Annotated in this window: 28 protein-coding genes; 16 read left to right on the top strand and 12 right to left on the bottom strand. The window is 68.3% G+C overall.

Features of this window, described 5'->3' with window-relative positions; translation table 11 throughout:
- Positions 1 to 37: 37 nt before the first annotated feature.
- From SLNSH_RS21115 to SLNSH_RS21140, 6 genes are all read left to right on the top strand, one after another.
- Complete coding sequence (locus SLNSH_RS21115) at positions 38 to 616, top strand: Uma2 family endonuclease (RefSeq protein WP_106339690.1); 579 nt, start codon at positions 38 to 40, stop codon at positions 614 to 616.
- Positions 617 to 629: 13 nt separating this feature from the next.
- Positions 630 to 2,594: an acetyl/propionyl/methylcrotonyl-CoA carboxylase subunit alpha gene (locus SLNSH_RS21120; RefSeq protein WP_106339692.1), complete on the top strand. Its 1,965-nt coding sequence runs from the start codon at positions 630 to 632 to the stop codon at positions 2,592 to 2,594.
- Between the two features lie 78 nt (positions 2,595 to 2,672).
- On the top strand, positions 2,673 to 3,110 hold the full coding sequence (locus SLNSH_RS21125) for a DUF1489 family protein (protein ID WP_106339694.1): 438 nt from the start codon (positions 2,673 to 2,675) through the stop codon (positions 3,108 to 3,110).
- A gap of 95 nt (positions 3,111 to 3,205) precedes the next feature.
- On the top strand, positions 3,206 to 3,487 hold the full coding sequence (locus SLNSH_RS21130) for a hypothetical protein (protein WP_106339696.1): 282 nt from the start codon (positions 3,206 to 3,208) through the stop codon (positions 3,485 to 3,487).
- 62 nt (positions 3,488 to 3,549) lie between these two features.
- Positions 3,550 to 4,281, top strand: coding sequence for a vWA domain-containing protein (locus tag SLNSH_RS21135; RefSeq protein WP_196240292.1), 732 nt, complete (start codon positions 3,550 to 3,552; stop codon positions 4,279 to 4,281).
- Positions 4,282 to 4,286: 5 nt separating this feature from the next.
- Positions 4,287 to 5,000, top strand: coding sequence for a J domain-containing protein (locus tag SLNSH_RS21140; RefSeq protein WP_106339698.1), 714 nt, complete (start codon positions 4,287 to 4,289; stop codon positions 4,998 to 5,000).
- 142 nt (positions 5,001 to 5,142) lie between these two features.
- On the opposite strand, the gene SLNSH_RS21145 is transcribed toward SLNSH_RS21140, so the two are convergent.
- The gene (locus SLNSH_RS21145) at positions 5,143 to 6,669 is read right to left on the bottom strand and encodes a serine hydrolase (RefSeq protein WP_106339700.1); all 1,527 of its coding nucleotides are present in this window, start codon (positions 6,667 to 6,669) and stop codon (positions 5,143 to 5,145) included.
- A 304-nt stretch (positions 6,670 to 6,973) separates the two neighbouring features.
- Between SLNSH_RS21145 and SLNSH_RS21150 the strand changes: the two genes are divergently transcribed.
- From SLNSH_RS21150 to SLNSH_RS21175, 6 genes are all read left to right on the top strand, one after another.
- Entirely contained in the window at positions 6,974 to 7,315 is a 342-nt protein-coding gene (locus SLNSH_RS21150; RefSeq protein WP_106339702.1) for a phasin family protein, read from the top strand.
- A gap of 328 nt (positions 7,316 to 7,643) precedes the next feature.
- Entirely contained in the window at positions 7,644 to 8,060 is a 417-nt protein-coding gene (clpS, locus tag SLNSH_RS21155; RefSeq protein ID WP_106339739.1) for an ATP-dependent Clp protease adapter ClpS, read from the top strand.
- A 14-nt stretch (positions 8,061 to 8,074) separates the two neighbouring features.
- Positions 8,075 to 10,561, top strand: coding sequence for an ATP-dependent Clp protease ATP-binding subunit ClpA (clpA, locus tag SLNSH_RS21160; protein ID WP_106339703.1), 2,487 nt, complete (start codon positions 8,075 to 8,077; stop codon positions 10,559 to 10,561).
- A gap of 153 nt (positions 10,562 to 10,714) precedes the next feature.
- Positions 10,715 to 10,906: a hypothetical protein gene (locus SLNSH_RS21165; protein ID WP_106339704.1), complete on the top strand. Its 192-nt coding sequence runs from the start codon at positions 10,715 to 10,717 to the stop codon at positions 10,904 to 10,906.
- Positions 10,907 to 10,916: 10 nt separating this feature from the next.
- Complete coding sequence (locus SLNSH_RS21170) at positions 10,917 to 11,666, top strand: AzlC family ABC transporter permease (RefSeq protein ID WP_106339705.1); 750 nt, start codon at positions 10,917 to 10,919, stop codon at positions 11,664 to 11,666.
- Positions 11,663 to 12,019, top strand: coding sequence for an AzlD domain-containing protein (locus SLNSH_RS21175; RefSeq protein ID WP_245422440.1), 357 nt, complete (start codon positions 11,663 to 11,665; stop codon positions 12,017 to 12,019). The genes SLNSH_RS21170 and SLNSH_RS21175 overlap by 4 nt, the downstream gene beginning before the upstream one ends.
- Here the strand turns inward: SLNSH_RS21175 and SLNSH_RS21180 are convergent, their stop codons facing one another.
- The 5 genes from SLNSH_RS21180 to SLNSH_RS21200 all read right to left on the bottom strand — a co-directional run bounded on the left by SLNSH_RS21180 (position 12,020) and on the right by SLNSH_RS21200 (position 15,477).
- Entirely contained in the window at positions 12,020 to 12,445 is a 426-nt protein-coding gene (locus tag SLNSH_RS21180) for an HIT family protein (RefSeq protein WP_106339706.1), read from the bottom strand.
- A gap of 88 nt (positions 12,446 to 12,533) precedes the next feature.
- Positions 12,534 to 12,824 (bottom strand): hypothetical protein, encoded by a 291-nt coding sequence (locus SLNSH_RS21185; protein ID WP_106339707.1) that lies wholly within the window; start codon positions 12,822 to 12,824, stop codon positions 12,534 to 12,536.
- Positions 12,825 to 12,922: 98 nt separating this feature from the next.
- A complete protein-coding gene (locus SLNSH_RS21190) occupies positions 12,923 to 14,164 on the bottom strand; it encodes a GNAT family N-acetyltransferase (RefSeq protein ID WP_106339708.1) in 1,242 nt (413 codons plus the stop codon).
- A gap of 96 nt (positions 14,165 to 14,260) precedes the next feature.
- Positions 14,261 to 15,010 (bottom strand): glycerophosphodiester phosphodiesterase family protein, encoded by a 750-nt coding sequence (locus SLNSH_RS21195; protein WP_106339709.1) that lies wholly within the window; start codon positions 15,008 to 15,010, stop codon positions 14,261 to 14,263.
- On the bottom strand, positions 15,010 to 15,477 hold the full coding sequence (locus SLNSH_RS21200) for a RidA family protein (protein ID WP_106339710.1): 468 nt from the start codon (positions 15,475 to 15,477) through the stop codon (positions 15,010 to 15,012). The genes SLNSH_RS21195 and SLNSH_RS21200 overlap by 1 nt, the downstream gene beginning before the upstream one ends.
- 162 nt (positions 15,478 to 15,639) lie before the next feature.
- On the opposite strand from SLNSH_RS21200, the gene SLNSH_RS21205 reads away from it, so the two are divergent.
- On the top strand, positions 15,640 to 16,470 hold the full coding sequence (locus SLNSH_RS21205) for a cell envelope integrity EipB family protein (RefSeq protein WP_106339711.1): 831 nt from the start codon (positions 15,640 to 15,642) through the stop codon (positions 16,468 to 16,470).
- Between the two features lie 10 nt (positions 16,471 to 16,480).
- On the opposite strand, the gene SLNSH_RS21210 is transcribed toward SLNSH_RS21205, so the two are convergent.
- Both SLNSH_RS21210 and SLNSH_RS21215 read right to left on the bottom strand, forming a co-directional pair.
- Complete coding sequence (locus SLNSH_RS21210; RefSeq protein WP_106339713.1) at positions 16,481 to 17,779, bottom strand: DNA polymerase IV; 1,299 nt, start codon at positions 17,777 to 17,779, stop codon at positions 16,481 to 16,483.
- 3 nt (positions 17,780 to 17,782) lie between these two features.
- Positions 17,783 to 18,067 carry a DUF3572 domain-containing protein gene (locus tag SLNSH_RS21215; protein ID WP_210202553.1) on the bottom strand — a complete coding sequence of 95 codons (285 nt, stop codon included), beginning with the start codon at positions 18,065 to 18,067 and terminating at the stop codon, positions 17,783 to 17,785.
- Positions 18,068 to 18,201: 134 nt separating this feature from the next.
- Between SLNSH_RS21215 and SLNSH_RS21220 the strand changes: the two genes are divergently transcribed.
- From SLNSH_RS21220 to SLNSH_RS21230, 3 genes are all read left to right on the top strand, one after another.
- Complete coding sequence (locus SLNSH_RS21220; protein ID WP_106339715.1) at positions 18,202 to 18,573, top strand: response regulator; 372 nt, start codon at positions 18,202 to 18,204, stop codon at positions 18,571 to 18,573.
- A 10-nt stretch (positions 18,574 to 18,583) separates the two neighbouring features.
- Positions 18,584 to 19,960 carry a PleD family two-component system response regulator gene (locus SLNSH_RS21225; protein WP_106339717.1) on the top strand — a complete coding sequence of 459 codons (1,377 nt, stop codon included), beginning with the start codon at positions 18,584 to 18,586 and terminating at the stop codon, positions 19,958 to 19,960.
- 335 nt (positions 19,961 to 20,295) lie between these two features.
- Complete coding sequence (locus SLNSH_RS21230) at positions 20,296 to 21,015, top strand: aspartate/glutamate racemase family protein (protein WP_106339719.1); 720 nt, start codon at positions 20,296 to 20,298, stop codon at positions 21,013 to 21,015.
- A 79-nt stretch (positions 21,016 to 21,094) separates the two neighbouring features.
- Here SLNSH_RS21230 and rpmG read toward each other — a convergent pair whose 3' ends face one another.
- The 4 genes from rpmG to rnr all read right to left on the bottom strand — a co-directional run bounded on the left by rpmG (position 21,095) and on the right by rnr (position 25,136).
- A complete protein-coding gene (gene rpmG / locus SLNSH_RS21235) occupies positions 21,095 to 21,262 on the bottom strand; it encodes a 50S ribosomal protein L33 (RefSeq protein WP_106339721.1) in 168 nt (55 codons plus the stop codon).
- Between the two features lie 172 nt (positions 21,263 to 21,434).
- Positions 21,435 to 22,172, bottom strand: coding sequence for an NUDIX hydrolase (locus SLNSH_RS21240; protein ID WP_106339723.1), 738 nt, complete (start codon positions 22,170 to 22,172; stop codon positions 21,435 to 21,437).
- Positions 22,172 to 22,633 (bottom strand): DUF983 domain-containing protein, encoded by a 462-nt coding sequence (locus SLNSH_RS21245; RefSeq protein ID WP_106339725.1) that lies wholly within the window; start codon positions 22,631 to 22,633, stop codon positions 22,172 to 22,174. Before SLNSH_RS21245 ends, SLNSH_RS21240 begins: the two co-directional genes overlap by 1 nt.
- A gap of 208 nt (positions 22,634 to 22,841) precedes the next feature.
- Positions 22,842 to 25,136: a ribonuclease R gene (gene rnr / locus SLNSH_RS21250; protein WP_106339727.1), complete on the bottom strand. Its 2,295-nt coding sequence runs from the start codon at positions 25,134 to 25,136 to the stop codon at positions 22,842 to 22,844.
- Between the last annotated feature and the right edge of the window lie 589 nt (positions 25,137 to 25,725).

Genomic DNA, 25,725 nt, shown 5'->3' on the forward strand with positions numbered 1-25,725 from the left:
TTTCGAGTGTGACGCTTTTCAGGAAAGGATTGATGGCATGGCGGAGGCGGCGCAAGCTCAAGCAATGATGAACGTCGCTGAGTACCTGTCCTTTGCGGATGCCCACCCGCAGCAGCGTTTCGAGCTGCTGGCGGGCATTCCCGTGGCGATGGCGCCGGCGACAATCAACCATAGCCAGATCGCCGGGAACATTGACGCGGCATGCCGCCGGCAGGTGCGCGACCGAGGCTGTCAATCTTACCAAGGCGCCGGCGTCGCCAGCGCAGACGAGGCCAGCTTCCTTCCTCAGCCTGACGTGATGGTCCGGTGTGGTCCCGTGGATGGCCGTCGGCGTTGGGTTTCGGATCCGATCGTCGTCATGGAGGTGCTTTCGCCCTCCACTATGGCCGACGACCGAGGCTACAAGCTCACGACCTACATGGATTTCCAAAGTCTCCGGCACCTCGCCCTCGTTGATCAGGATGAGGTGCGCGTCGAACATTGGGCGCGGTCGGATCAGGGCGTCTGGAGCGAAGGCCCTGAGGTGCTGAACTCGCTCGAATCGCGGCTCGTCCTGACCGCTGTCGGGGCAGACCTGCCCCTTTCAGAAATCTACGCGGGCGTGACGTTCCGCTGAAATGCGAGCATCCATGTTCTCCTCCGTCCTCATCGCCAACCGCGGCGAGATCGCCTGCCGGATCATCCGCACCGCGCGGCGGCTCGGGATGCGCACGATCGCCGTCCATTCCGAAGCCGACGCGGACGCGCTGTTCGTGCGGGAGGCGGACGAGGCGCACCTGATCGGACCCGCGCCGGCGCGGGAGAGCTATCTCGTGGGGGCGCGAATCCTCGAGGTGGCGCGCGAGGCGGGGGCGGACTGCATCCACCCCGGCTACGGGTTCCTGTCCGAGAACGCGGAATTCGCCGAAGCCTGCGCCAAGGCGGGCGTCGTGTTCGTGGGCCCGCCGGCTTCGGCGATCCGCGCCATGGGCCTCAAGGACGCCGCCAAGCAACTCGTCGAGCGCGCGCATGTGCCGGTGGTGCCGGGCTATCATGGGCCGAAGCAGGATCCGGCGTTCCTGCGGGAGCGGGCGGCCAATATCGGCTTTCCTGTGCTGATCAAGGCCGTCGCGGGCGGCGGGGGCAAGGGGATGCGCCGGGTGGACCGGCTGATCGACTTCGAGGAGGCGCTGCAGAGCGCCCAGCGCGAAGCCGCGAACGCCTTCGGCGACCCGCGGGTGCTGGTCGAGAAGTACGTCCGCGCGCCGCGCCATGTCGAGATGCAGGTCTTCGCGGATCGGCACGGCAACGTGGTGCATCTGTTCGAGCGTGACTGCTCCCTCCAGAGGCGGCACCAGAAGGTGATCGAGGAGGCGCCTGCGCCGGGCATGACGGCCGAGGTTCGCTCCGCCATGGGCCGGGCGGCCGTGGAGGCGGCGCGGGCCGTCGGGTATGTCGGCGCCGGAACGGTGGAGTTCATCGCGGATGGGTCGAACGGGCTCACCCCCGACGGCTTCTTCTTCATGGAGATGAACACCAGGCTGCAGGTCGAGCATCCGGTGACGGAGGCGATCACGGGTCTGGATCTGGTCGAACTGCAGTTCCGGGTTGCGGCTGGAGAGCGGCTGCCCTTCAGCCAGGACGACCTCAACATCGAGGGGCACGCCGTCGAGGCGCGGCTCTACGCCGAGGATCCGGAGAAGGGCTTCCTGCCCTCGACGGGTCGCCTCTGGGCCTTGCGTTTTCCGGACGCCGAGCGGCTGCGGATCGACGCGGGCGTCGCCGAAGGCGATGCCGTCACGCCCTTCTACGACCCGATGATCGCCAAGGTGATCGCGCACGGGGACACGCGCGAGGACGCGCTGGAGCGGCTGGCGACCGCCCTTGGCGAGACGATCGTGGCGGGGCCGCGCTCCAACGTGGCGTTCCTCAAGGCGCTCTGCGAGGCGCCCGAGTTCCGCGCCGGTCATTTCGACACGGGGTTCATCGACCGAAACCTGGAAGCGCTGGGGGCCGCGCCCAAGCCGTTCCCGGCCGCCGCGGCCGCGGCGGGCGCGCTCGCGCTTGTCGCCCGCCAGACCGAGCGAAGCTTGGCCTCGGCGGGCGTGGCGCGGCGGGGGCCTGCGTCGCCCTGGGACGTGGCGGACGCCTTCCAGCTCTCCGGCGAGCGGCGCATCGGCCTGCCGCTCACGGTGGAAGGCGAGCGCGTGGACGCCACGCTGGGCTGGGACGAGGAGGGGCCCAGCGTCGAAATCCCTGGGCATCCCGTTCCGGTGGGGCAGCATGAACTCTCGATCGTTGAGACGGACGAGGGGCTGATCGTCCTCGACGCAGGCCGGCAGACCAGCGTTCGGCTCTACGACGCCCTCGACCATGCCGCGGACGAAGTCGATGCCGGCGGCGTCGTGAAGGCGCCCATGCACGGCAAGGTGGTGGCGATCTTCGTGACCGAAGGCGAGGTCGTGGAAAAGGGCCAGCGCCTCGCCGTGGTCGAAGCCATGAAGATGGAGCATGCGCTGGTGGCTCCTCGGGCCGGCACCGTGATCGAGATCGCGGCCGAGGCGGGCCAGCAGGTGCCCGAGGGCGCCAAGTTGGTGGTGGTGGAAGAGGCCTGATCGCAGGCCATCCCCGCATTTCACAACCCGCCTCCATGCCACGTTGTGGTTCGACCGCGGCGGCGCTAGGAGTTGGGCATGGCCCTGCACCTGCTCAAGCTCTGCGTCGGCTGCGACTCGATCGCGGACCTGGAAAGCTGGATCGAGGAGAACGCCGCCCTGTCGCGTCGCCTCGGCCGGGAACACCAGCAGTCGCATACGACCCGCATGGTTCCCAAACGCATCGCCGAGATTCTGGACGGCGGGTCCCTGTATTGGGTCATCAAGGGTCAGGTCGCCTGCCGCCAGCCCGTTTTGGACGTCCAGCCCTTCACGGACGGAGACGGGATCGGCCGTTGCCGCCTGATCCTGGAACCGGTGGTCACGCCGGTCGAACCGCGCCCGTCCAGGCCCTTCCAGGGCTGGCGCTACCTGGAGGCCAAGTCCGCTCCGCGGGACCTCGGATCTTTCGGCGCGGGGCTCGCGGCGTTGCCCGAGACGTTGCGCCGTGAACTCGCGGAGCTCGGGCTCCTGTGATGCCGGCCGGAGACGGGGGACGACCAGCACGCGAAACGCCACATAATCTCCGCAGTTGGAGCGCTCCCGTGTATAAGCGCGGAAGGGGGCGTTTCATGCGATTCTTGGTGATTGTGGCTGGAACGGTGGGGAGCCTCGCGGCTGGCGAAGCCATGGCCATGGACCGTTCCTGCGCTGTCACCGAGGTTGCTCCCGGCGTGAAGATGCGTTCCGGCTCGTGCTCGAATGTGTTCGACAGCCGGCCGCAGCCCTACCAGGAAGTCTCGCCTCAAACTGTCGGCCCGCTGATGACCGGCCGTCCCGCCACCCTGCGCTTCGGCAATTCGGAGGTGCGGATGGGTGGGCAGGCGCGCTTCGAGATGCAGCGCGGGCGCTAGTCGCATCCCTTCCAGTTGCATTCGACCGCCCGCCCGCCAATGTAAGCGCGAGCGGAGTCGGAATGAGCGACAGCAAGAGCCAGAACGAGGTTGCGCGCGGCGCACGCGGGGCGGTCGAAGTTCCTTCAGATCGGGGCGCGATCGACGCGTTCCTGCAGAGCGCGCGCAGTCTCGGGCCCACCCGAAACGGCAAGCGCGGCAGACTCGTGTTCGCGCTCGACGCCACGATGAGCAGGCAGCCGACGTGGGATCTGGCTTGTTCGCTTCAGGGCGAGATGTTCTCCGAGGCGGCTCGGGTCGGCGGGCTAGACGTCCAACTCGTGTATTTCCGGGGCTTTTCCGAGTGCCGCGCGTCGCGCTTCGTCGCGGATCCACGGGCGCTGACCGGCCTCATGCAGCGCATCGATTGCCGGGGCGGCCACACGCAGATCCAGCGGGTGCTGGAGCACGTGCGCAGCGAAGGCCGTGACGCGCCTGTCCACGCGCTGGTGTTTGTCGGGGACGCCATGGAGGAGCGGCTGGACGACCTGTGCGCCGTCGCCGGCGAACTGGGCCTCAGGGGCGTCAAGGCTTTCATGTTCCACGAAGGCGGTGACCCGGCGGCCGGCCGAGCCTTTCAGGAGATCGCGAGGCTCACGGGCGGCGCCTACGCCCGGTTCGACGCGTCGGCGCCGGGCCAACTCGCCGCTCTCCTGCGCGCCGCCGCCGCCTACGCGGCCGGCGGGCGAGCGGCGCTGGAGGACCTGGCCCGACGGGACACAGGCGCGCAGCGCCTCCTCGGGCAGATGAGGTAATCGACTTGGCTCTGCTCCTCGGCGTCGCGGTCCTGTTCGTGCTCTGGTACGTGGGCCACAACTACTCGAACGCGAACCCCAAGGTCTTGGCCAAGGTCGCGCGAACCGCGGGCGGGATCGCCAGCCTGGCCGTGGCCGCTCTTCTGCTGTTCCGGGGCCGGATCGACATGGCGATCCCGGTGGGCGGCTTCGGGGCCTGGCTCCTCGGCATGAAAGGCTTTGCGGTCCCCGGCTGGGGCGCACGCACCCAAGCGAGCCCGGGGCGACAATCGCGGGTGCGCTCCGCGATGCTCGAGATGACGCTCGACCACGACACAGGCGCGCTGGGCGGGCGGGTGCTCGCTGGAGCCTATGCGGGCCGCGCCCTCGATGATCTCAGCGAGACGGACCTGTCCGTCCTGGCGCGCGACTGCCTCGGGGGCGACCCCGAGGGCTCACGGCTTCTGGAGGCTTATCTGGACCGCCGGTTTCCCGGACGGCGTGAAGCACGACAGGGCGACGCGCACCCGGGGGCGACCGGTCGTCGCCGCGACGCGGGCATGCCGACCGAGCAGGAGGCCTACGAGATCCTGGGCCTTCAGCCGGGCGCGGGGGATGATGACATCCGCCGCGCGCACCGCGCTCTCATGAAGAAACTGCATCCCGACCAGGGGGGCTCGACGTATCTCGCCACCCGGGTGAACCAGGCCAAGGACGTTCTGCTGAACCGGCATCGCTGATACTCCACGCGCGTTCCGGTGGTTTCCGCTGTCTTCTGTTTGGATTGGACTCGGGCTGAAACACTCCCGAGACGCCGCCTGTCATTGGCCCGCGCCGCTTTCTGCGGCGTCTATCGGCCCTTCTCGCCTGCCTTGAGGCGGCTCAGCCCTTCACGGCGAAGCAGGAGAACCCGCTGCGCTTGAGCTGCTTGCAGGCGCTCTGGGCGTCGCCCTCGTCGAAGCCGGAGAAGCGGGCGCGGTAGAGCGTCGAGCCGTCCTTGGTGACCTTCTCGGTGAAGGGCGAGGCCTTCGAGAGGTGGCGGTTCTCAGCCTTGGCGCGGGCCAGGATCTCCTTGGCCTTGCCCTCGTCGTCGGTGGCGCCGAGTTGGATCACCCAGCCGGAGATCGTCGGCTTGGCCGGAGACTTCTCGATGCGGGTCTCCGCCTTCGGCTCCGACTTGGCCTCGGCCTTAGGCTCTAGCCTCGCCATCTTGACGTCATCCGCCTTGACGACCGGCTGGGCGCCCACGACCCAGCGCATGCCGCTGGACGGCGTGGTGGTCGATCCACCCGCCACGGAGGCGACAACCGGGCGGGCGCCCGTCACGTCGATGACCCTGCGCGGTGTCGGGCTCGGCTCGGCGTTGCGGGCCGCGACCTTGGGCGCCGACGCGACGGCGGCCGTGGTGAGGGGCGTGTTCTCGTCGGCGGAGGCGACCCGGACCCTGGGCGCGGGCTCAGGCTCACGGATCTCCTTAGCCTCGCGTACCGGCGCCTCGCGGCGCGGCTCGGCGGCGGCGGTTTCCGTCATGGCCGGGGCGGTGCGGGCGCCGGCATAGGCGCGCTCGATGTTGTCGTCCAGCAGGGCGACCATCTGGTGGTCGCGAGCCGCGGCCGAGCGGCCGCCGAGTACGACGGCGACCACGTGCCGGTTGTCGGTCTTCACGGAGGTCAGCAGGTTGAAGCCGGACGCGCGCGTATAGCCGGTCTTGATGCCGTCCATGCCCTCGACCCGGCCGAGGAGGTGGTTGTGGTTGCGGTGATAGCCGCCGCGGTAGGCGAAAACCGGCGTCGAGAAGTAGTGGTAGTACTTCGGAAAGCGATCCTGGATGGCGCGACCCAGCGTGACGAGGTCGCGGGCCGTTGTGATGTGCCCAGGGTTGGGCAGACCCGACGCGTTGCGGAAGACCGTGTGCCGCATGCCGATCTGGCGCGCCTTGCGCGTCATCATGTCGGCGAACTCGGCCTCCGAGCCTGCGATGTTCTCGGCGATCGTCACCGCGATGTCGTTGGCGGATTTCGTCACCACCGCCTTGATGGCGTCCTCGACCGTGATGGTCGAGCCCGGGCGAAGGCCCAGCTTGGAGGGCGCCTGGGCGGCGGCGTGGGCGGTGACCTTCAGCTCCGAGTCGAGCGAAAGCCGGCCCTTCTCCAACTGCTCGAACAGCAGATAGAGGGTCATGACCTTGGTGACGGAGGCCGGGTGACGCGGCGCGTCCTCGTTGACGGCGTGCAGGATTCGGCCCGTCTTGGCGTCCATCACCATGTCGGCGTAAGGCGGATTGTATCCTCCGGCCGCATGGTGGCGGCGCCGTGCTTCGGCCGGGGAGGCGATGACCGCGATCGCAGAAGCCGTCACGACGACCGAGGCGAAAGTCCCGAACCGCCCCGTGAAGCAACCCCAACGCATACCCATACCCAGGTCCCCGTGTGCAACGGCTCCACCCACTGAGCCGGGCCACGCGACGCTCAGGGGGCGAGGGGAGCCCACTGTCGCATCCGCGGCACAGGGGAAGACGGTATCGAGTTGGGGTTACGCAGCGGTTAAAACTTCAACCGGAGCGCTAGCCTCCGCGCGCATGTTGCACTGCAACAAAATCCTTGACACACGTTGTGCGCTGCAGCTAGAAACGCCCTATCGGGTTTGGCGTCGTGTATCGCGTCTCAGGCCGGAACCCAGGATCCCGCGCATCGCGCATTGGTAGGGGTGCATCATGGCTACGCAGTTCGAAGATTTCCAGAAGCTCGGCAAGGACAACGTTGACGTCGCCCTCAAGAGCTTCGGCGCCACGTCCAAGGGCGTGCAGGCGATCGCCACCGAGACGGCCGACTACTCCAAGAAGGCCTTCGAGAGCGCCTCGGCCCTGGCCGAGAAGCTGGTCGGCGCGAAGACGCTGGACAAGGCGTTCGAGATCCAGAGCGACTATCTGAAGTCCACCTACGAGGGCTTCGTCGCCTACGCTTCGAAGGTCGGCGACCTCTACACGAACCTCGCCAAGGAAACGGCGAAGCCGTACGAGGGCCTGTTCGCCAAGGCGACCGGCGCGGTCAAGTAAGCCGCCGGCGACCGCCGCGACATCGTTTCGCAAGAGGCCCGGGGCAACCCGGGCCTCTTTGTTTTCCAGGACCGATGGAGGCTCCGGGCGAGGAAGGCAGCGCCCCGCCGGCCATGGGTGCGAGCGTCTCCAAGCTGCGTCATCATCACCCGAGACATCACCTTACGACCGGTCTGGCGAACCGGATGCGGGAGGACTAGATTAACGGAACCGGCCGTGTCGCTCCTGGGTTGGGCTGCGGTCGCCGCTTCCGGAAACGGAGGCGAGACCGTTCCCTCCGGAAGAGACCGCCGTTCTCGCGATGGACCTCAAACTGATCCTTCCCGACATGGTTCTCCGCATCAAACGTGCGCTCCTTCGGGGCAGGCACCTGGCCACAGGGCTGATCAGGACGGATCCCTTGCGAGCCGCCGAGCGGCGACGAGGCACAGGGCGACCCGGCGACGGCGGCTCGGGCACCGCCGTCATCACGCAAACCAGGACCCGGACTAAGCGTCCGAACCTGTACCGCGTGCTGCTGCTCAACGACGACTACACGCCGATGGAGTTCGTGGTTCACGTGCTCCAGCGGTTCTTCAACAAGGATGCGGACGAAGCCACCCGCATCATGCTCCATGTCCACCAGAACGGGGTGGGGGAGTGCGGCGTTTTCACGTACGAGGTCGCGGAGACCAAGGTCACGCTCGTGATGGACTTCGCGCGAAAGCACCAGCATCCTCTGCAATGCGTGATGGAAAAGAAGTGAAAGGCTGAGGCCCGATGCCGTCCTTCTCTCGCAATCTCGAACAAGCGCTCCACCGGGCCCTGGCGCTGGCCAACGAGCGCCACCACGAATACGCCACCCTCGAGCACCTGCTGCTCGCGCTCGTCGACGACCAGGACGCCGCCGCCGTGATGCGGGCCTGCAACGTCGACATCGAGGCGCTCCGCCGCAACCTCACCGAATATGTTGACGCCGAACTCGGCAACCTCGTCACAGACGGCAGCGACGACTCCAAGCCGACCGCCGGCTTCCAGCGCGTGATCCAGCGCGCCGTCATCCATGTGCAGTCATCCGGCCGCGAGGAGGTCACCGGCGCCAACGTGCTGGTCGCCATCTTCGCCGAGCGCGAGAGCCACGCCGCGTACTTCCTGCAGGAGCAGGACATGACGCGCTACGACGCCGTGAACTATATCTCCCACGGCATCGCCAAGCGTGCGGGCATGTCGGAGACCCGCACCCCCCGCGGCGCCGAGGAAGAGCAGGCCGACCGCTCCCCGGGCGGCGACGAGGGCGGCGCCGGCCCGAAGAAGAAGGGCGAGGCGCTGGAGGCCTATTGCGTCAACCTGAACAAGCGCGCCAAGGAAGGCCGCATCGACCCGCTGATCGGGCGTGAGTCCGAGGTGCAGCGCACCATCCAGGTGCTGTGCCGTCGCCAGAAGAACAACCCGCTTCTGGTGGGCGACCCGGGCGTGGGCAAGACCGCGATCGCCGAGGGCCTGGCGCGCAAGATCGTCACCCATGAGGTCCCCGAGGTGCTGGCCGACGCGACCGTGTTCGCGCTCGACATGGGCACGCTGCTCGCCGGCACCCGCTACCGCGGCGACTTCGAGGAACGCCTCAAGCAGGTGATGAAGGAGATCGAGAACCACCCTAAGGCGATCCTCTTCATCGACGAGATCCACACGGTGATCGGCGCCGGCGCCACCTCCGGCGGCGCCATGGACGCGTCCAACCTGCTGAAGCCCGCGCTGGCCCAGGGCACGCTGCGCTGCATCGGATCGACGACCTACAAGGAATACCGCCAGTACTTCGAGAAGGACCGGGCGCTGGTCCGCCGCTTCCAGAAGATCGACGTGAACGAGCCGTCGGTGCCGGACGCGATCGAGATCCTCAAGGGCCTGAAGCCCTATTTCGAGGAGTTCCACCACATCCGCTACACCAACGAGGCGATCAAGGCCGCGGTGGAGCTGTCGGCGCGCTACATCCATGACCGCAAGCTGCCGGACAAAGCGATCGACGTGATCGACGAGACTGGCGCCTCGCAGATGCTGCTGCCGGAGACCAAGCGGAAGAAGCAGATCGGCGTGAAGGAGATCGAGGCGGCCATCGCCTCCATGGCGCGAATTCCGCCCAAGACCGTCTCCAAGGACGACGCCGAGGTGCTGAGGAACCTCGACGAGACCCTGAAGCGTGTCGTCTATGGCCAGGACGCCGCCATTACGGCCCTCACCTCGGCGATCAAGCTGGCCCGGGCGGGGCTGCGCGATCCCGAGAAGCCAATCGGCAACTATCTGTTCGCCGGCCCGACGGGCGTCGGCAAGACGGAGGTGGCCCGCCAACTCGCCGCGAGCCTCGGCGTGGAGATCATCCGCTTCGACATGTCGGAGTACATGGAGCGCCACACCGTGAGCCGCCTGATCGGCGCTCCTCCCGGCTATGTGGGCTTCGACCAGGGCGGACTGCTGACCGATGGCGTCGACCAGCATCCCCACTGCGTGCTGCTGCTGGACGAGATCGAGAAGGCCCATCCGGACCTGTTCAACATCCTCTTGCAGATCATGGACCATGGGAAGCTGACCGACCACAACGGCAAGCAGGTCGACTTCCGCAACGTGATCCTGATCATGACCACGAACGCCGGCGCGGCGGAGCTCGCCAAGCCCGTGTTCGGCTTCACACCGTCAACCAAGCGGGACAGCAGCGACAACGAGGCGATCAATCGCCTGTTCGCGCCGGAATTCCGCAACCGCCTCGACGCTATCATCTCGTTCGGCCAGTTGCCGAAGGAGGTCGTGGCCAAGGTGGTGGACAAGTTCGTGCTGCAGCTCGAGGCGCAGCTCGCGGACCGCAACGTCACCATCGAGCTCGCCGACGAGGCGCGCGAGTGGCTGGTGGAGCGCGGCTACGACGAGACCATGGGCGCACGTCCCATGGCCCGCCTGATCCAAAGCACCATCAAGACGCCCCTGGCGGACGAGGTGTTGTTCGGGCGGCTCAAGGATGGCGGCGCCGTTCGGGTCATCGTCCAGGAGAAGGACGGGAAGAAGGAGCTCGGCTTCGAGTTCCCGGCGGGCCCGGTCACGCCCAAGCCCGAGAAGGACGTCGAGGAGGCGACAAAGACGCGGGCCAAGCGGGCCTCGAGCCCTCGCAAGTCTTCGCCTCGGCCCAAACTTAAGAAGGGCCCTGGCGAGCCCGGCGCGGGCGGCTCCGACGGCGGCAAGCCGGTGAGCACCGTCCCGAAGGTGCCCCTGGTGCGCAGCTGAGGCCTTTCGGCAACGCCGGCCAGCGCCGCTTGTGTGGCGTGGCTTGGCGGGTTTCAGACCCGGCGCCATTCGGCTAAAGTCCAAACGATGGGCGGAACGGTCGCGTTTCGCCCATCGGCTTGTTCAGCGCACGGCATCGGGCGGAAGAAACGAATGACGTCCTGGTTCGAGAAGCGGCGGCAGCGGCGGCGCAAGCGCGAGCGCATGGAAGAGCTGCTGGCCTGGATCGTGGTGCCTGCGATGGCCTTCGGCCTGTACTGGGGCTGGTTGCAGGTGCGAGACCAGCTCAAGGCGACCCCGATCATGAACATTATCAGCGGCAAGGATAAGGGCGCGGGCCCATGAGCCTGGCCCCATGGCCCTGATCGCAGACAGCCCTCCGCAAGACGCTACCACACGCTCGGACATGGGCTGGGCCGTGCGCGGCGCCCGTGACGCGCTGGCGTTGCCGGCGTGGGTGGTCGGCCTGTCGCTGATCGGCGTCGGAGGTCTGGCGCAGGCGGTCGGGCATCCCGTGTGGGCGGCCATGGCCTCCACGCTGTTCGTCTGGGCCGGTCCCGCCCAGGTGATCTTCTATGGCGGCCTTGCGGCTGGCATGACCGCGCCCGCCCTGGCTGCGGCCATCTGTTTCTCATCCGTTCGGTTCTTTCCCATGACGGTCGCGCTCATGCCGCTGCTGCGGCGGCCGGGGCAGGGGATCTGGACCCAGCTGGCGGCGGCGCACTTTGTGGCCGTGACGGTCTGGACGGAGGGCCTGCGACGGCTGCCCGCCAAGCCGGTCGAGGCGCGCTTGCCCTACTACGCGGGCTTCGCGGCGGCCTGCATTTCCCTGAGCACGATCACCACCGGGGTGGGGTATTTCCTCGTGGGCGCCCTGCCGGCGCCATTGGCGGCGGCGGTGCTGTTCGTGAGCCCGATTTATTTCACCGTCTCGATCAGCGCCGGCGCGCGGGTCCCGGCCGACTGGCTCGCCATCGGGCTGGGCTTCGTTCTGGAGCCCATGTTGCGTCCGCTGCTCGGCGACGCGTTCGACCTGCTGGGGGTGGGGCTGGTGGGCGGCACCGCCGCCTTCGCGGCAGGGCGGCTGCTGGAGGCGCGGCGGTGACGCTCGACCTTTCCGCCGTGCATGGATCGGCTTGGCCCTATGTGCTGCTTGTGCTCTGCGGCGTGGTGCCGACCGAGATCTGGCGCACGCTCGGCGCTGTCGCCTCGCGTGGGCTGGCGGATGGCTCGCCGGTCCTGACCTGGGTCCGGCACGTCTCGACGGCCCTGCTGGCCGCGGTCGTCGCCAAGCTGTTGCTGACGCCGAGCGGTGCGCTCGCCCTCGTGCCCTGGTGGGGGCGCGTCGGCGGCATCGCGGCCGGGTTCGGGGCGTTTTTCCTGTTCAGGCGCTCGTTCTTCGCCGGCGTCCTGGTGGGCGAGGCGGTGCTGATCGCCGCCGCCTCGTTGTGGGGCTGATCAGCCGGCCAGCGCGGCGCGGATCTTGTCGGCGTGAGCCTTGAGCGCCTCGGGCTTCTCCATCTGGCCCGTGTGAGGCCGCAGGGGAACGCCTTCCCAGCGCGGCAGCACATGGATGTGGATATGGAACACCACCTGTCCGCCGGCGCTCTCGTTGAACTGCTGGATGGTGAGGCCATCCGCGTCCATGCCAACCTTCACGGCGCGGGCGACCTTCTGGACGCTGACCATCAGGCGCGAGAGATCCTCGGGCTTGATGTCGAGGATGTTGCGCGCCGGCGTCTTCGGGATCACCAGCACGTGGCCGTCCGCCCGGGGCATGATGTCCATGAAGGCGAGGGTCGCCTCGTCCTCGTAGACCTTCTCGCAGGGCAATTCACTGCGCAGGATCTTGGCGAAGACGTTTTGGGAGTCATAGTCGGTCATCAGCGTCCATCCGCAGGCGCAAAGCGGCTCCAGCCGCGGCCGGGTCCGGTGTGGCCCCGGCGCCGGCCGGCGTCAAGCGGGTGGCGCCTCAGTCGTCGAAGAAGCGCTCGAAGGTGGGGTCGAAGCAGACATAGACCGGGCAGGCCCCTGACCGCGTGGGGACGAACTGGGTCTTCACAGCCTGTCCAGGCAGGCAGGCTGTGGCGTTCACCACGTAGCGGTCGTAGGTGTACCCGCCCGTGCCGAGCACAATGCCGCCGTTCGCCGCGATGATCTGGTGGACCTGGCCGCAGGTCATGGCAGGGGTCTGCGGGCGGCCTTGCGCCAGGGCAGGGGAAGCGGCCGCCATGACGGCCAACACGAATCCGAAGCGCTTCATGCTTGTCTCCCATCAGGCCCGCCCGGGGAGCCTCAATCCCTTGAGATAGTAGAGGGTTCCGCGCCGGCAAAGCCTTGATCCGGCGCAGTCGCCTTGCATCACGCCTTTCTGAACGGCGCGTGCTCCTCGTACTCCTCGTGGAGGCTCTCCACATAGGATCGCTCGCGGGCGAGATAGTCGGCGACGGCGCGCCGCAGGGCCGGGTCGGCGAGGTCGTGCGCCGAGTAGGTCGTCACCGCGCGGTAGCCGCGGGCCAGCTTGTGCTCGCCCTGGGCGCCGGCTTCGACACGCGCGAGCCTGCGGCCAATGGCGAAGTCGATGGCCTGGTAGTAGCAGACCTCGAAATGCAGGAAGGGGTGGTCCTCGATGCAGCCCCAGTTGCGGCCATAGAGCGTGTTCGCGCCGATGAAGTTGATGGCCCCGGCCACGTATCGTCCCGCCCGTTTCGCCATCATCAGCAAGATCCGGTCGGCCATGCGCTCGCCGATCAGGGAGAAGAACGTCCGGTTCAGGTAGGGTCGGCCCCACTTGCGCGAGCCGGTGTCCATGTAGAAGGCGAAGAATGCGTCCCAGTGGGCCTCGGTGATGTCACGGCCAGTCACATGCTCGATCGTGATCCCGTTCGCGACCGCGTCGCGGCGCTCCCGTCGGATCGCCTTGCGCTTGCGGGAGGCGAGCGCTTCCAGGAACTGCTCGAAGCTTCCGTAGCCTTCGTTGAACCAGTGGAACTGCTGGTCCGTTCGCTGCAGGAATCCACGGCGGCCGAGGTCCTCCCAGTCTTCTTCAGGCAGAAATGTGAGGTGGACGGAGGACGCCCCCGCCTGGGCCCGGACCGCCTGCAGGCCGTGGACCAGCGCCTCGCGCGCCTCCGCGTTGCGCGGGCCGGGTCGCACCAGCAGGCGCCGACCCGTCGCAGGCGTGAACGGCACGCTGACCTGCAGCTTGGGATAATAGCGGCCGCCGGCGCGATCGTAGGCGTCGGCCCAGCCGCTGTCGAACACGTATTCGCCGCGGGAATGGCTTTTCAGGTAGCACGGCGCGCAGGCGAGCAACGCGCCGCCGGGCCCCTCCACCAGCACATGCGCTCCGCCCCAGCCGGTGCGTCCCACCGCGCAGCCAGACTCCTCCAGGGCCGAGAGGAAGACATGGGAAATGAACGGGTTGTCCGCATCTTCCTGAGACGCTGATTCAGGGCTGCGGGACGCGCCTGGGGCGCTTTCGGCGCCCGCGTGCGGATTGGCGCAGGCGTCCCACTCGCGCGCGTCCACGGCCTTGAGGCTGGTCGCGACCTTCAGGGTGAGATCGGATGCGAGGTCGGGGGAGGTGGAAGGGCCGGGCATGTGCCTGTTCGGGAAATCCTTCCCCTCAAGCTAGGCGCTGCCGCGCGACAAGCAAGCGGGGCGGGTGGTCGCGGCGCGCAGACGCGCCGCATCCGGTCAGGGCACGAAGCCTTCGAAGACCATCTGGTCCGCACCTGCAGCGGCCCGCTCCCGGTCTTCGGGCGTGCGCACGGTCCAGGTCATCACCGGGAGTCCGACCGCCTTTCGGCACAGGTAGGGCGCCGCGCTCTGAAGGTCCTGGACCTGCCAGGACAGGAAATCCGGGCGGCTCCGTTCGTAGTGAAGCAGGTTCGCCATGGCGTGCTTCTGCAGGGGAGAGAGCCTGGCGTATTCCCCATGGTCGTAGCGGTTCTCGGCCACGATCCCGCGGGGACGGTCGGGCGCGAGCTCGCGCAGCGCGGCCACGATCTCCGGGTCGAAGCTCTTGATCGCCACAGGACCATCGTAGCCCTTCAGCACCTCGGCCGTGCGCCGGGCAAGCCTCACGTCGCCGTCGAAGGCGCTCTTGATCTCCAGGACGAGCGGCACGCGGCCGCCCAGCACGGCGAGGAAGTCGCCGAGGGTCTGGATGCGGTCCGAGGTGTCCTTCAGGGCGAGGCCGCCGAGCTCGGCCGCCGAGCGTTCGGCCACCCGGCCGGTCCCGTCCACGGTCAGCCGCTCCAGGGCGAAGTCGTGGAACACCACGGCGTCGAGGTCCCGGGTGAGCTGGACGTCGCATTCGATGGCGAAGTTCCGGTCAATGGCGGCCCGCGCCGCGGAGGCGGTGTTCTCCACCACCCCCTGGGCGCGGTCGTGCAGGCCGCGATGCGCGATGGGGCGGGCGACCAGCCAGGCAGGAGCGGCCATCAGGCTACCTCGAACATGGCTTCGACCTCGACAACCGCGTCCATCGGCAGTTCGGCCACGCCGACCGTGCTGCGCGCGTGGCGGCCCTTGTCGCCGAGCGCCGCCACCATGAAGTCGGACGCTCCGTTCATGATCGCGGGGATCGCCGCATAGGTCGGCACGGCGTTGATGAAGCCTCCGAGGCGGACGCAGCGGGTAATGGACTCGAGCGATCCGAGAGCCGCCTTCGCCTGGGCGAGAATGTTGATGGCGCAGAGCTTCGCGGCTTCGGTAGCCTGCTCGGCCGAGACCTCGGCGCCGAGCTTGCCCTTGTGCTCGGGCGCGAGCTTGCCGTCCACGCCGAAGCAGAGCTGCCCGGACACGACCAGCAGGTTGCCCGTGCGGACGCACGGGACGTAATTGGCGACGGGGGCGGCCGGGGTCGGGAGGGTGACGCCCAGTTCCTTCAACTTGGCTTCGATGCTCATGGAGGCCTCTCTGGCGGAGACGACGGCGCGCGCGGGCGCGGGCCGTCGTTGTCGCGCATCATCGTACGGGCGGCAAGGCGCCGCGCGGGCCCGGATTGCCGCCCCAGACCGCAAAGCCTATCTTGGACTGGCCGGCGTCCCGTCGCGGAAGAGGAGTTCACCATGTCCTGGCGCGTGATTTCGGCCGCTCTGGCCCTCGCCGCCGCTTGCGCGACGCATCCCGCCGCTGCGGCGGGGCCCATCATGGCGCCGCACCGGGCCACCTATGATTTGTCACTGTCGAAATCGGCCGGGAACAAAGGGGTGGAGGCGGCCCGCGGCCGCATCGTGTTCGAGTTCACCGGCTCTGCATGCGAGGGCTACGCCCAGACATTCCGGCAGGTCACCGAGCTGAGCGGCGGCGAGATTGGCACGCGGCTGTCCGACATGCGCACGACCACCTTCGAGGCCGGAGACGGCTCCAGTTTCCGCTTCAATACGGAATCGCGCATGGGGCAGGCGCCCGTGGAAGCGACCGACGGCTCGGCCGAGAAAAAGCCCGACGGCGTCGCGTTGAGCCTGCGCAAGCCTCAGCCCGGCCGCACCACCATCAAGGGGGATATCGTGTTCCCCACCGAGCAGATGCGCCTCCTGATCGAGGCCGCCAAGGAGGGCAAGTCCACCGCCTCGATGAAGCTCTACGATGGCTCCGAGGGCGGGAAGAAGGTCTACGACACGTTCGCGGTGATCGGCCATGCGGCGTCCCACGACAAGGACGGCGACTTGGAAGAACCGCTTCGGCAGGCCGGGTGGGACAAGCTCGATCGCTGGCCGGTGTCGGTGAGCTACTTCGAGGTCGGCACCCAGGATACGCAGCAGCCCGTCTACACGCTCTCCTTCGAGCTGCTGGAGAACGGCGTCTCGCGCAAGCTGAAACTCGACTATGGCGATTTCGGCCTGCAGGGCGAGCTCAAGCGGCTCGACGTGATGTCGGCCCCGCAGTGCACGCAGTGATGAGCGGCCGCTAGTGTTTCTCGCGTTCCGCGCGTGCCCCGAACACGAGGCCGCGCATGACGGCGTCGCCTCCGAACTTCTCCCGCAGCCGGTCGATGGCGCGCTCGACGCCGGCGTCCCGCGGGGCCGTGACGTCTACGAGATCGCCGCGGTCGGCCTCCTCGGCGGGACCGAGATCTGAGGCGCCGATGCCGATCAGGCGGAAGCGCGCGCCGTCGCATTCCCGGACCAGCATCTCGCGGCCGATGTCGAAGATGCGGGACGCGAGCTGGGTTGGCGGAAAGCCCGAGCGGGCGCGGGTCCGGGTCCGGAAATCGGACGTCTTCATCTTCAGGGTGAGGCCCCGGGCGGAAAAGCCGGATTTCCGTAGCCGAAGCGCCAGCTTCTCGGAGAGGCGCAGCAGGATGGGGGCGAGGCGCTGCGGGTCGGCGATGTCTTCGTCGAACGTCGTCTCCGCCGAGATGCTCTTGGTCTCGCGCTCCGGCTTCACCGGCCGCCGGTCCTCGCCGCGCGCGAGCCGGGCGAGGCGCAGGCCCTCCTCGCCGTAGCGGCGCGCCAGATCGGAATCGGAGAGACGCTGGACATCGGCGATGAGGCGCAGGCCGTCGCGGGCCAGGCGCTCCTGGGTCACCTTGCCGACGCCTGGAATGATGCCGATGGGCCGCCCGGCCAGAAAGGGGACGACCTCCGCCTGCCCGATCACGGCGAAGCCGCGCGGTTTGTCCAGGTCCGAGGCGATCTTGGCGAGGAACTTGTTGTACGAGAGACCCATCGAGACCGACAGGTCGAGTTCGCTTTCCACATGCCTGGCGAAGCGCATCAGGGTCTCGGCCGGGGCGGAGCCGTGCAGGCGCTCCGTGCCGGAGAGATCGAGGAAGGCCTCGTCGATGGATACAGGCTCCACTGCGGGCGTAAGGTCCAGCATCATGGAACGGATCTGTCGGCCGATGCGGGAATATTTCTCGATGTCCGGCTTGATGACGACCGCGTCCGGGCAGGCTTCCAGCGCCTTGAACATGGGCATCGCGGAGCGCACGCCATACGTGCGGGCGATGTAGCAGGCGGTCGAAACCACTCCGCGCTTGCCGCCGCCGATGATGACGGGCTTGTCCGCAAGTTCAGGGTTGTCGCGCTTCTCGATGGCGGCGAAGAACGCGTCGCAGTCGATGTGAGCGATGGCGAGCGAGTCCAGTTCCGCGTGGCCGAACACCCTGGGCGAGCCGCAGGCCCGGCACCGCGGTCGGGGCCCTGGCGCCGCGGCGAAGCGCGCCAGGCAGTCGCGGCACAGCAGGGCAGCGCGCGTCTCCATGGCTCAGCCCTCGCGCAGCCCCATGGCGTTCGGACCGGCAAGCACGTCTCGGGCGGCCAGAACCTGCTCGGGCTGCTGGCCGGCATTGGCCGAGAAGGTGAGCAGGAGCGACTCGTCGGAAACGAGGTGGTCCAGCACCGCGAGCAGGAAGCCAGGCTCTCCCGCGGCGCCGCGGAGCGTGTCGGGCGTGAGACCCGTCAGGGCCATGAAGCGGTCGAGTCGCTCGGGATCGGAGGCGAGGAAGCCAAGCGCCTCGATGGCGATCCGCTCCGCCGATTCGCGGTCCATGCGGCCCGGTCGGGCCGCCCTCGTGAGGCCGGGTTTGTGTTTCATCAACATGTTGAGGCTATAACACCGGAAACGTTGCGGGACGCGGCGGGCGCCGGCGTGACCGATTGTGGACGGCGTCCAGGGACATGCCAATGGCGAAAACCGTTTTGATCGTTGAAGACAACGAGCTCAACATGAAGCTCTTCAACGATCTGCTGGAGGCGCACGGCTACCACACGCTCAAGACGTCGAGCGGAGTCGAGGCCATCGAACTGGCCCGGCAGCATACGCCCGACCTCATCCTCATGGACATCCAACTCCCGGAGGTTTCCGGCGAGGACGTCATGCAGTGGATCAAGAGCGACGACGATCTCAAGGCCATCCCGATCATCGCCATCACGGCGTTCGCCATGAAGGGCGACGAGGAGCGGATCCGCCGCAAGGGCTGCGAAGCCTATCTTTCCAAGCCGATCTCCGTCGGCAAGTTCATCGAGACAGTGCGCATCTACCTGGGCGACGCCTGAGGGCCATTCAATGACCGCGCGCGTATTGGTGGTCGATGACCTCTTACCCAATGTCAGGCTTCTGGAAGCGCGTCTGAGCGCCGAATATTTCGAGGTGCTGACCGCCAGCAACGGCCCGGATGCGATCACGATCTGCGACCAGGGCCTGTGCGACATCGTCCTGACCGACGTCATGATGCCGGGCATGGACGGGTTCGAGGTCACACGCCGGCTCAAGGCCAATCCGGCCACCGCGCATATACCGGTGGTGATGGTCACGGCGCTCGACCAGCCGAGCGACAGGGTCAAGGGCCTCGAGGCCGGGGCTGACGACTTCCTCACCAAGCCGGTGAACGAGATCGCGCTGATCGCCCGCGTGCGCAGCCTCGTGCGCCTCAAGGCGATCACCGATGAACTGCGAAGCCGCGCCGCCACGACCCGGGACGCCGGGATGGGGGACCCGCTCGTCCAGGCGGTGGCCGATACCGGGCTTGGCGGGCGCATCCTGATCGTGGACGACCGGCCGGGCTCCGCCGACCGCCTTGTCTCGACGCTGTCGAACCAGCATACGGTGACGCTCGAGCCCAACGCCCAGCAGGCGCTCTTCGTCGCTGCGGCCGAGGCCCCGGATCTCGTGGTGGTCTCGCTGGATCTCGTCGACTACGACGGGCTGCGCCTGTGCAGCCAGTTGCGCTCGGTGGAGGCGACCCGGCACCTGGGCGTCCTGATGCTCGCCGAAGCCGAAGATAATGCTCGCATCCTGCGCGGCCTCGACCTCGGGGTGAACGACTACCTTGTGCGGCCGATCGACCGGAACGAACTGCTGGCTCGCGCGCGGACCCAGGTGCGCCGCAAGCGCTACGCCGACCGTCTTCGCGAGACGGTGCACGCCACCATCGAGCTGGCGATCGTCGATTCGCTGACCGGCCTGCACAACAGGCGCTACCTTGACAGCCATTTTGGGGCGCTCGTTGACGAAGCGCAGAACCGGGGCCGGCCGCTCTCGGTGCTGGTGCTGGACATCGACAAGTTCAAGTCCGTCAACGACACCTATGGGCATGACGCCGGCGACGACGTATTGCGGGAATTCGCTCAGCGGGTCCGCAAGAGCCTGCGCTCGCCTGACCTCGTCGCACGCTATGGCGGCGAGGAACTCGTGGTGGTGATGCCGAATACGCCCCTGGAGACAGCGCGGGCGGCGGCCGAGCGCATCCGGGCCCGGGTAGGACAGGAGCCGTTCGCTATCCACAAGGGAAGTTCGAGCATTCCGGTCACGGTCTCCATCGGCATCGCCTCTCTCGATCGCCTCGACGACACCCCGGATTCGCTCGTGAAGCGGGCGGATCAGGCGCTTTACAGGGCCAAGGAAGAGGGGCGGAACCGGGTGATCACCAACCAGGCCGCCTGATTCCCGGCCGCCCGGACGGGTTTTCCTTTACCTTAACGGCGCGTAAACGGCCGCACCTGCGAACAGGGAGTGGACAAGCGCGCTCCTTTGGATAGTCTCTCCTCACGGAACGAGGACGCAGCTTGCTAGTGGCTTCCTCGTCACGTCTACCCCTCGGAATGCTCAGGTCCGCCGCATCTCCTGGGTCCCGTGGGGTTCGGCCGGCGCGGAAATGGACGGAGTGGCCTCCTCGCGGTCCATTTCCGGCCGGCCACCTTCTCCTCGAATCAGCCTCCGACACTTGACAGCCCGCCGCCGCGCAGCGATGGGCCATGAACGCTCCATGGAGGCCAGCGATGCGGATACTCGGGCTGATCGGCGGCATGAGCTGGGAGAGTACGGCCCTCTACTACCGCCATCTCAATGAGATCGCCCGCGACCGGCTTGGCGGCCTGCATTCCGCAAAGGTCCTGCTCTGGTCCTTCGACTTCGCCGAGATCGCCGAGTGTCAGAGCCAGGGCGACTGGGACGGGGCCACTGCGCTCATGATCGACGCGGCCAGGCGCCTTCAGGCGGGCGGGGCCGAGGCGCTCGTGATCTGCACCAACACCATGCACAAGATGGCGGAGGAGCTCGAGCGGGCCTCAGGGCTCCCGGTTCTCCACATCGCCGACGCAACGGCGCAGGCCATCCGAAGGACTGCGTGCGCCCGTCCGCTGCTGCTCGCCACGCGCTTCACCATGGAGCAGGCGTTCTATCGAGAGCGCCTGCGGCAGCGCCACGGGATCGATTGCGTGATCCCGGACGAGGCCGACCGGGCGCTCGTCCATCGCATCATCTACGAGGAGTTATGCCGCGGCGTGGTGTCGCCCGATTCGAAGGCGGCCTATCTCGACGTGATCGATCGGCTGCGGCGCAGCGAAGGCGTGGACGGCGTGATCCTCGGCTGCACAGAGATCACGATGCTGATCGGGGCAGGGGATGTGGATTTTCCGGTCTTCGACACCACGCGCCTGCATGCCGAGAGCGCCATGGCTTTCGCCATCGACGGAGCAGCGGCGCCGTCGCGCAACTGAGCAGGTTGCAGGCACACAAAAAAGCCGCCCAAAAGGGCGGCTTCGTCGTTCAAGCGAGGGGCGCCGGAGCGCCCGCGACTCACTTGATCTTGGCTTCCTTGAACTCGACGTGCTTCTTGGCGACCGGGTCGTACTTCTTCTTGGTCAGCTTGTCGGTCATGGTGCGCGAGTTCTTCTTCGTCACGTAGAAGAAACCGGTGTCCGCGCTCGACACGAGCTTGATCTTGATGGTGGTCGCCTTGGCCATGGCGGTCGTCCTTCGTCCTGTTGCCGCCGGGCGCGGCGTCTGGTCGGCGCGGCTTCGAGCCCGTTCGGGCTCCCCGCCATCCAACCCGTGTCCATGAAATAAGCGGGCCGGTCACGGGACCGGCCTTGCGTGCGCGCAACCTACGCATCGCGGGGCGGATGTCAAGAAGGGCTCACAGCTCGTCGCGGCGGAACTTGCCCTGGACCTCGTAGTAGAAGGGCACGGGCAGCCAGGGGGCGAGGCCGCCGTCGAGGCGGGCCTGGAGCTCCTTGAGGATCACGCCCGTGATGGTCGGCAGGTCGAGGCTCTGCGCCTCATCCAGGTCCACCCAGACGAGTTCGACCAGCTCCGAGTCGGGCCCGACGACGCCGTCCACCCTGTGGGCGATGTCAGCGGCCTCGGCTGCGAAGAATCGCGTGTCGAAGCGCTTGGGGCGGCGCGGCGGCGTGATGGCGCGGGCGATGAAGTGCAGGTTCTCGAGCGTTGGGAACACGCCGTGGCCGGCGAACTCGGACCAGGGTCCCTCGGGCGTCTCCTCCGGAGCGCCGTAGTCCCTGGAGCCGAGCAGCAGGCCGGTCTCCTCGAACGTCTCGCGGATGGCGGCGAGCGCCAGGGCGCGGGCGCGCTGCAGGCTGGGGCGCTGGACGCGCGCCATCAGCCGCTCCTCCACCTTGGCGTCCAGCGCGCCGGCGGCGGCCATGCGGCGGTCGCCGGGTTCGATGCGGCCGCCCGGAAATACGAACTTGCCGGGCATGAACTTGTGGCCGGCGTGGCGGCGTCCCATCAGCACCTTGGGGGAGGGGCCCTGCCGGTCGATGAGGATCAGCGTCGCCGCGTCCTTCGGGCGAACGTTGGGCCACTTCCGCTCGCGCTCGGCCTGGGTGAGGGTGACGACGTGGGCTTCGCTCATCAGGCCTGGTCTCTGTGGGGCTGCAGCGCCGGGAGATCGTCCCCGTCCGGGGTGGCGCTGAACCCATGCATCCGGTTGGCCCATTGCAGGCCGACGATAGCCCCCTTGATGGGCTGAATGATCGCGAAGGACAAGAGGATCGTGAGCGTGGGCCAGGCGATCACGTGCCAGAGGATGGGCCAGTCGCCATACATCTCGGCGTAGAGCATGCCACCCACCACGATATGGCCGACGATGCTGATCGTGATGTAGGCGGGCAGGTCGTCGGCGCGGTGGTGGTGGAACTCCGTGCCGCAGGCCTGGCACCGGTCCGCCACCTTCAAAAAGGCGCGGAACAGGCGGCCCTCGCCGCAACGCGGGCAGCGCCCGGCGAGGCCGCGGCGGATGGCGAGCCAGTGGTCTCGACGGGGGAGGGCGTCGGGATCGGGAGCGGCGGCGCCGTAGTGATGGGTGTGCGTCATCGGGGGTCTCTGGTCTTCCGCTTTGGACATTGCTCGCGCGTAGGTCCAGTTCGCTGTCATTCCCGGCGGCCTGCGCAGCAGGCCGGGAAGGGGGGCCAGGAAACGGTCAGCAACGCCGCCCCTGGATCCCCTTCCCCTCCGCGGCTGCGTCGCTCCGGCCGGGGATGACGGTGCAGGATGGACAGCGCCTCGCTCACGTCTTTGGCCATTACCGTCGAACCTTCACGCGGCCCTTGCGGCGGGGCTCGCCCTCAGGGCGTTCACTGGCGCGCAACGTGCGGCGCGGTGCGGAGCGGCCCCGGCGGCCGCGGGCGCTTCCCTCGCGGCCCTCGGACAGCATCTCGAAGCGCAGCGCGCCGGCCAGCGGCGCGGCCTCGACCAGCTTCACCTGCACCTCGTCGCCAAGGCGGTAGGTCTCGCCGGAGCGGTCGCCGACCAGCGCGTGCAGGGCCTCGTCGTAGCGGTAGTAGTCCGCGCCGAGCGTCGAGGCGGGCACGAAGCCGTCCGCGCCCGTGTGGGCGAGCTTCACGAACAGGCCCGCGCGGGTGACGCCGGCGATGCGGCCGGTGAACTCGGCGCCGACCTGGTCCACCAGGAAATGGGCGATGAGCCGGTCGATCGTTTCGCGCTCGGCCGCCATCGCGCGGCGCTCGGCGGCGGAGATCTTGGCCGCGATCTCGGGCAGGTCGGGGATGGTCGAATCCGGCAGGCCGTCATTGCCGACATGCAGCGCGCGAATGAGCGCGCGGTGAACGATCAGGTCGGCGTAGCGGCGGATGGGGGAGGTGAAGTGGGCGTAGCGGCGGAGGTTCAGGCCGAAATGGCCGTAGTTTTCGGCCGTGTACTCGGCCTGGGCCTGGGAGCGCAGCACCACCTCGTTGATGAGGGGCTGGTGCTCGGAGCCTTCCACCCGCTTCAGGATGCGGTTGAAGAACTCGGGCCGAAGGGCGCCCTGGGCGGTGAGCTTGATGCCGATGGATGCCAGCACCTCGCCAAGCCCGCGCATCTTCTCCAGCGTCGGCTCGTCGTGGGCGCGGTAGAGCAGGGGAGTCTTCTTCTGCTCCAGGGTCTCCGCCGCGGCCACGTTGGCGAGGATCATGAACTCCTCGATCAGCTTGTGGGCGTCCAGCCGCTCGGGGACGATCACCCGCTCCACCGTGCCGTCCTTGTTGAGGATGATTTTGCGCTCCGGGAGGTCGAGCTCCAGCGGGCCGCGTTCGTTGCGGGCCTTGGTGGCGCAGGCGTAGGCCGCCCAAAGCGGCTTCAGGATGGGCTCGAGCAGGGGCGCGGTCGTGTGGTCGGGGGCGCCGTCAATCGCGGCCTGGGCCTGCTGGTAGGAGAGCTTGGCGGCCGAGCGCATCAGCACCCGGTGGAAGCTGTGGCGGATCTTGCGGCCGTCCGCGCCGAGCACGATCCGCACGGCGAGCGCCGGGCGGTCCTCCTGGGGGCGCAGGGAGCAGAGGTCGTTGGAGATGCGCTCCGGCAGCATCGGAACGACCCGGTCGGGGAAATAGACCGAGTTGCCGCGCACCAGCGCCTCGCGGTCCATCGCCGTGTCCGGACGCACATAGGCGGCGACGTCGGCGATGGCGACGTGGACGATGAAGCCGCCCGGGTTCTTCTCGTCCGTGTCCGGCTCGGCGTGAACGGCGTCGTCGTGGTCTTTGGCGTCGGCCGGGTCGATGGTGATGAGCGGGACGTCGCGCCAGTCCTCGCGCTCGCCGAGCTGCGCCGGGCGGACCCGCTCGGCCTCGTCGAGCACGGCCTGCGGGAACTCGTGCGGGATGCCGTGGGTGTGGATGGCCACCATGCTGATGGCCTTCTCGCTCTTCAGCGAGCCCAGGCGCTCGCGCACCTTGGCGACGGTGGCGCCGAAGCGGCCCACCTTGGTGAGCGACACGGACACGAGGTCGCCGTCCTCGGCGTCCTTCTCGTCGCCGGGCGGGATGGGGATCTCGCGGCCCAGCGCCTTCTTGTCCACGGGGGCGAGGCGGCCGCCGCCGCCCGGGACCGAGCGGAACACGCCCACGACCTGGGCCTGTGCCCGGTCCAGCACCTTCACGACGCGGCCGACGTAGGCCGTGGCGTCGCCGGACTCGTCGGCGGAGACGCGCAGCAGGAGGCGGTCGCCAGGTCCGGGGATCTTCAGGCCGGGCTTGGGCTTGCGCGGCAGGTGGACGGTGATGCGCGGGGTGGGGCCGAGCTCCTCCTCGTCCCACTCGACGGGCGTCGCCAGAAGTTCGCCGTCACGGTCGCGGCCGGTGACGTCGGCCAGCACCACGGGCGGCAGGGCGCCCGCCTTGCTCAACCGCTTGCCGCGACCCTTCACGGCGCCGTCGTCCTTGAGGTCCTTCAGCATCGCCTTGAGCGCGACGCGAGCGTCACCCTTGATGGAGAAGGCACGGGCGATCTCGCGCTTGCCGACCTTGTTCCCCCCTTCCGCCTCCGAGCGGATGAAGGCGAGCAGGTCCTCCTTGGAGGGGAGGCGGTCGCCGCCCTTCATGGCGTGGGGGTCTTTGGCCAAGGTCTCGGTCCGGGTCTTTGTGGCTGTTTTCACCCGCTATACATGGGGTTTCGGGGGCGGAAGTTCCATTGGAAAGTGATGCGGCGTCCCTCCGCCGTCATCCCCGGCGCGCCGCAGGCGCGGGAAGCGGATCCAGGGGCGTCGGCGCAACTCTCCTTGGCGGCTGGCCGCGGGGCAGCCCGAGTGGGGCGAACCGGGCTGGCGCGGCGCGCAATGGCTGGCGCGAACCGGGAAAGGCCCGGCGCGCGGCCCCTGGTTCCCCTTCCCCTCCGCCGCTTCGCGGCTCCGGCGGGGGATGACGGCCGTGGGGACGGGGCGCCTACTCCCGTCCTTGCGAGGAGCGCAGCGACGAAGCAATCCAGGGGCAAGGCGCGTGTGTCTCTCCGTTGTGACCGGGATTGCGCCGGTCCCCCTGGGTTGCTTCGTCGCCCTGCGGGCTCCTCGCAATGACGGGGGAGGCTTTCAGGCACGCGTCATCGTTCTCCGGCTGGCGCGCGGAGGTGAGGCGGAGGGGACGCCGCGGGGCGCCGGTCCATCAATGCTTTTACGCGTGAGTTTCGGATGGACC

It is taken from the genome of Alsobacter soli (assembly GCF_003004785.1).
GTDB classification, from domain to species: Bacteria; Pseudomonadota; Alphaproteobacteria; order Rhizobiales; family Beijerinckiaceae; genus Alsobacter; species Alsobacter soli.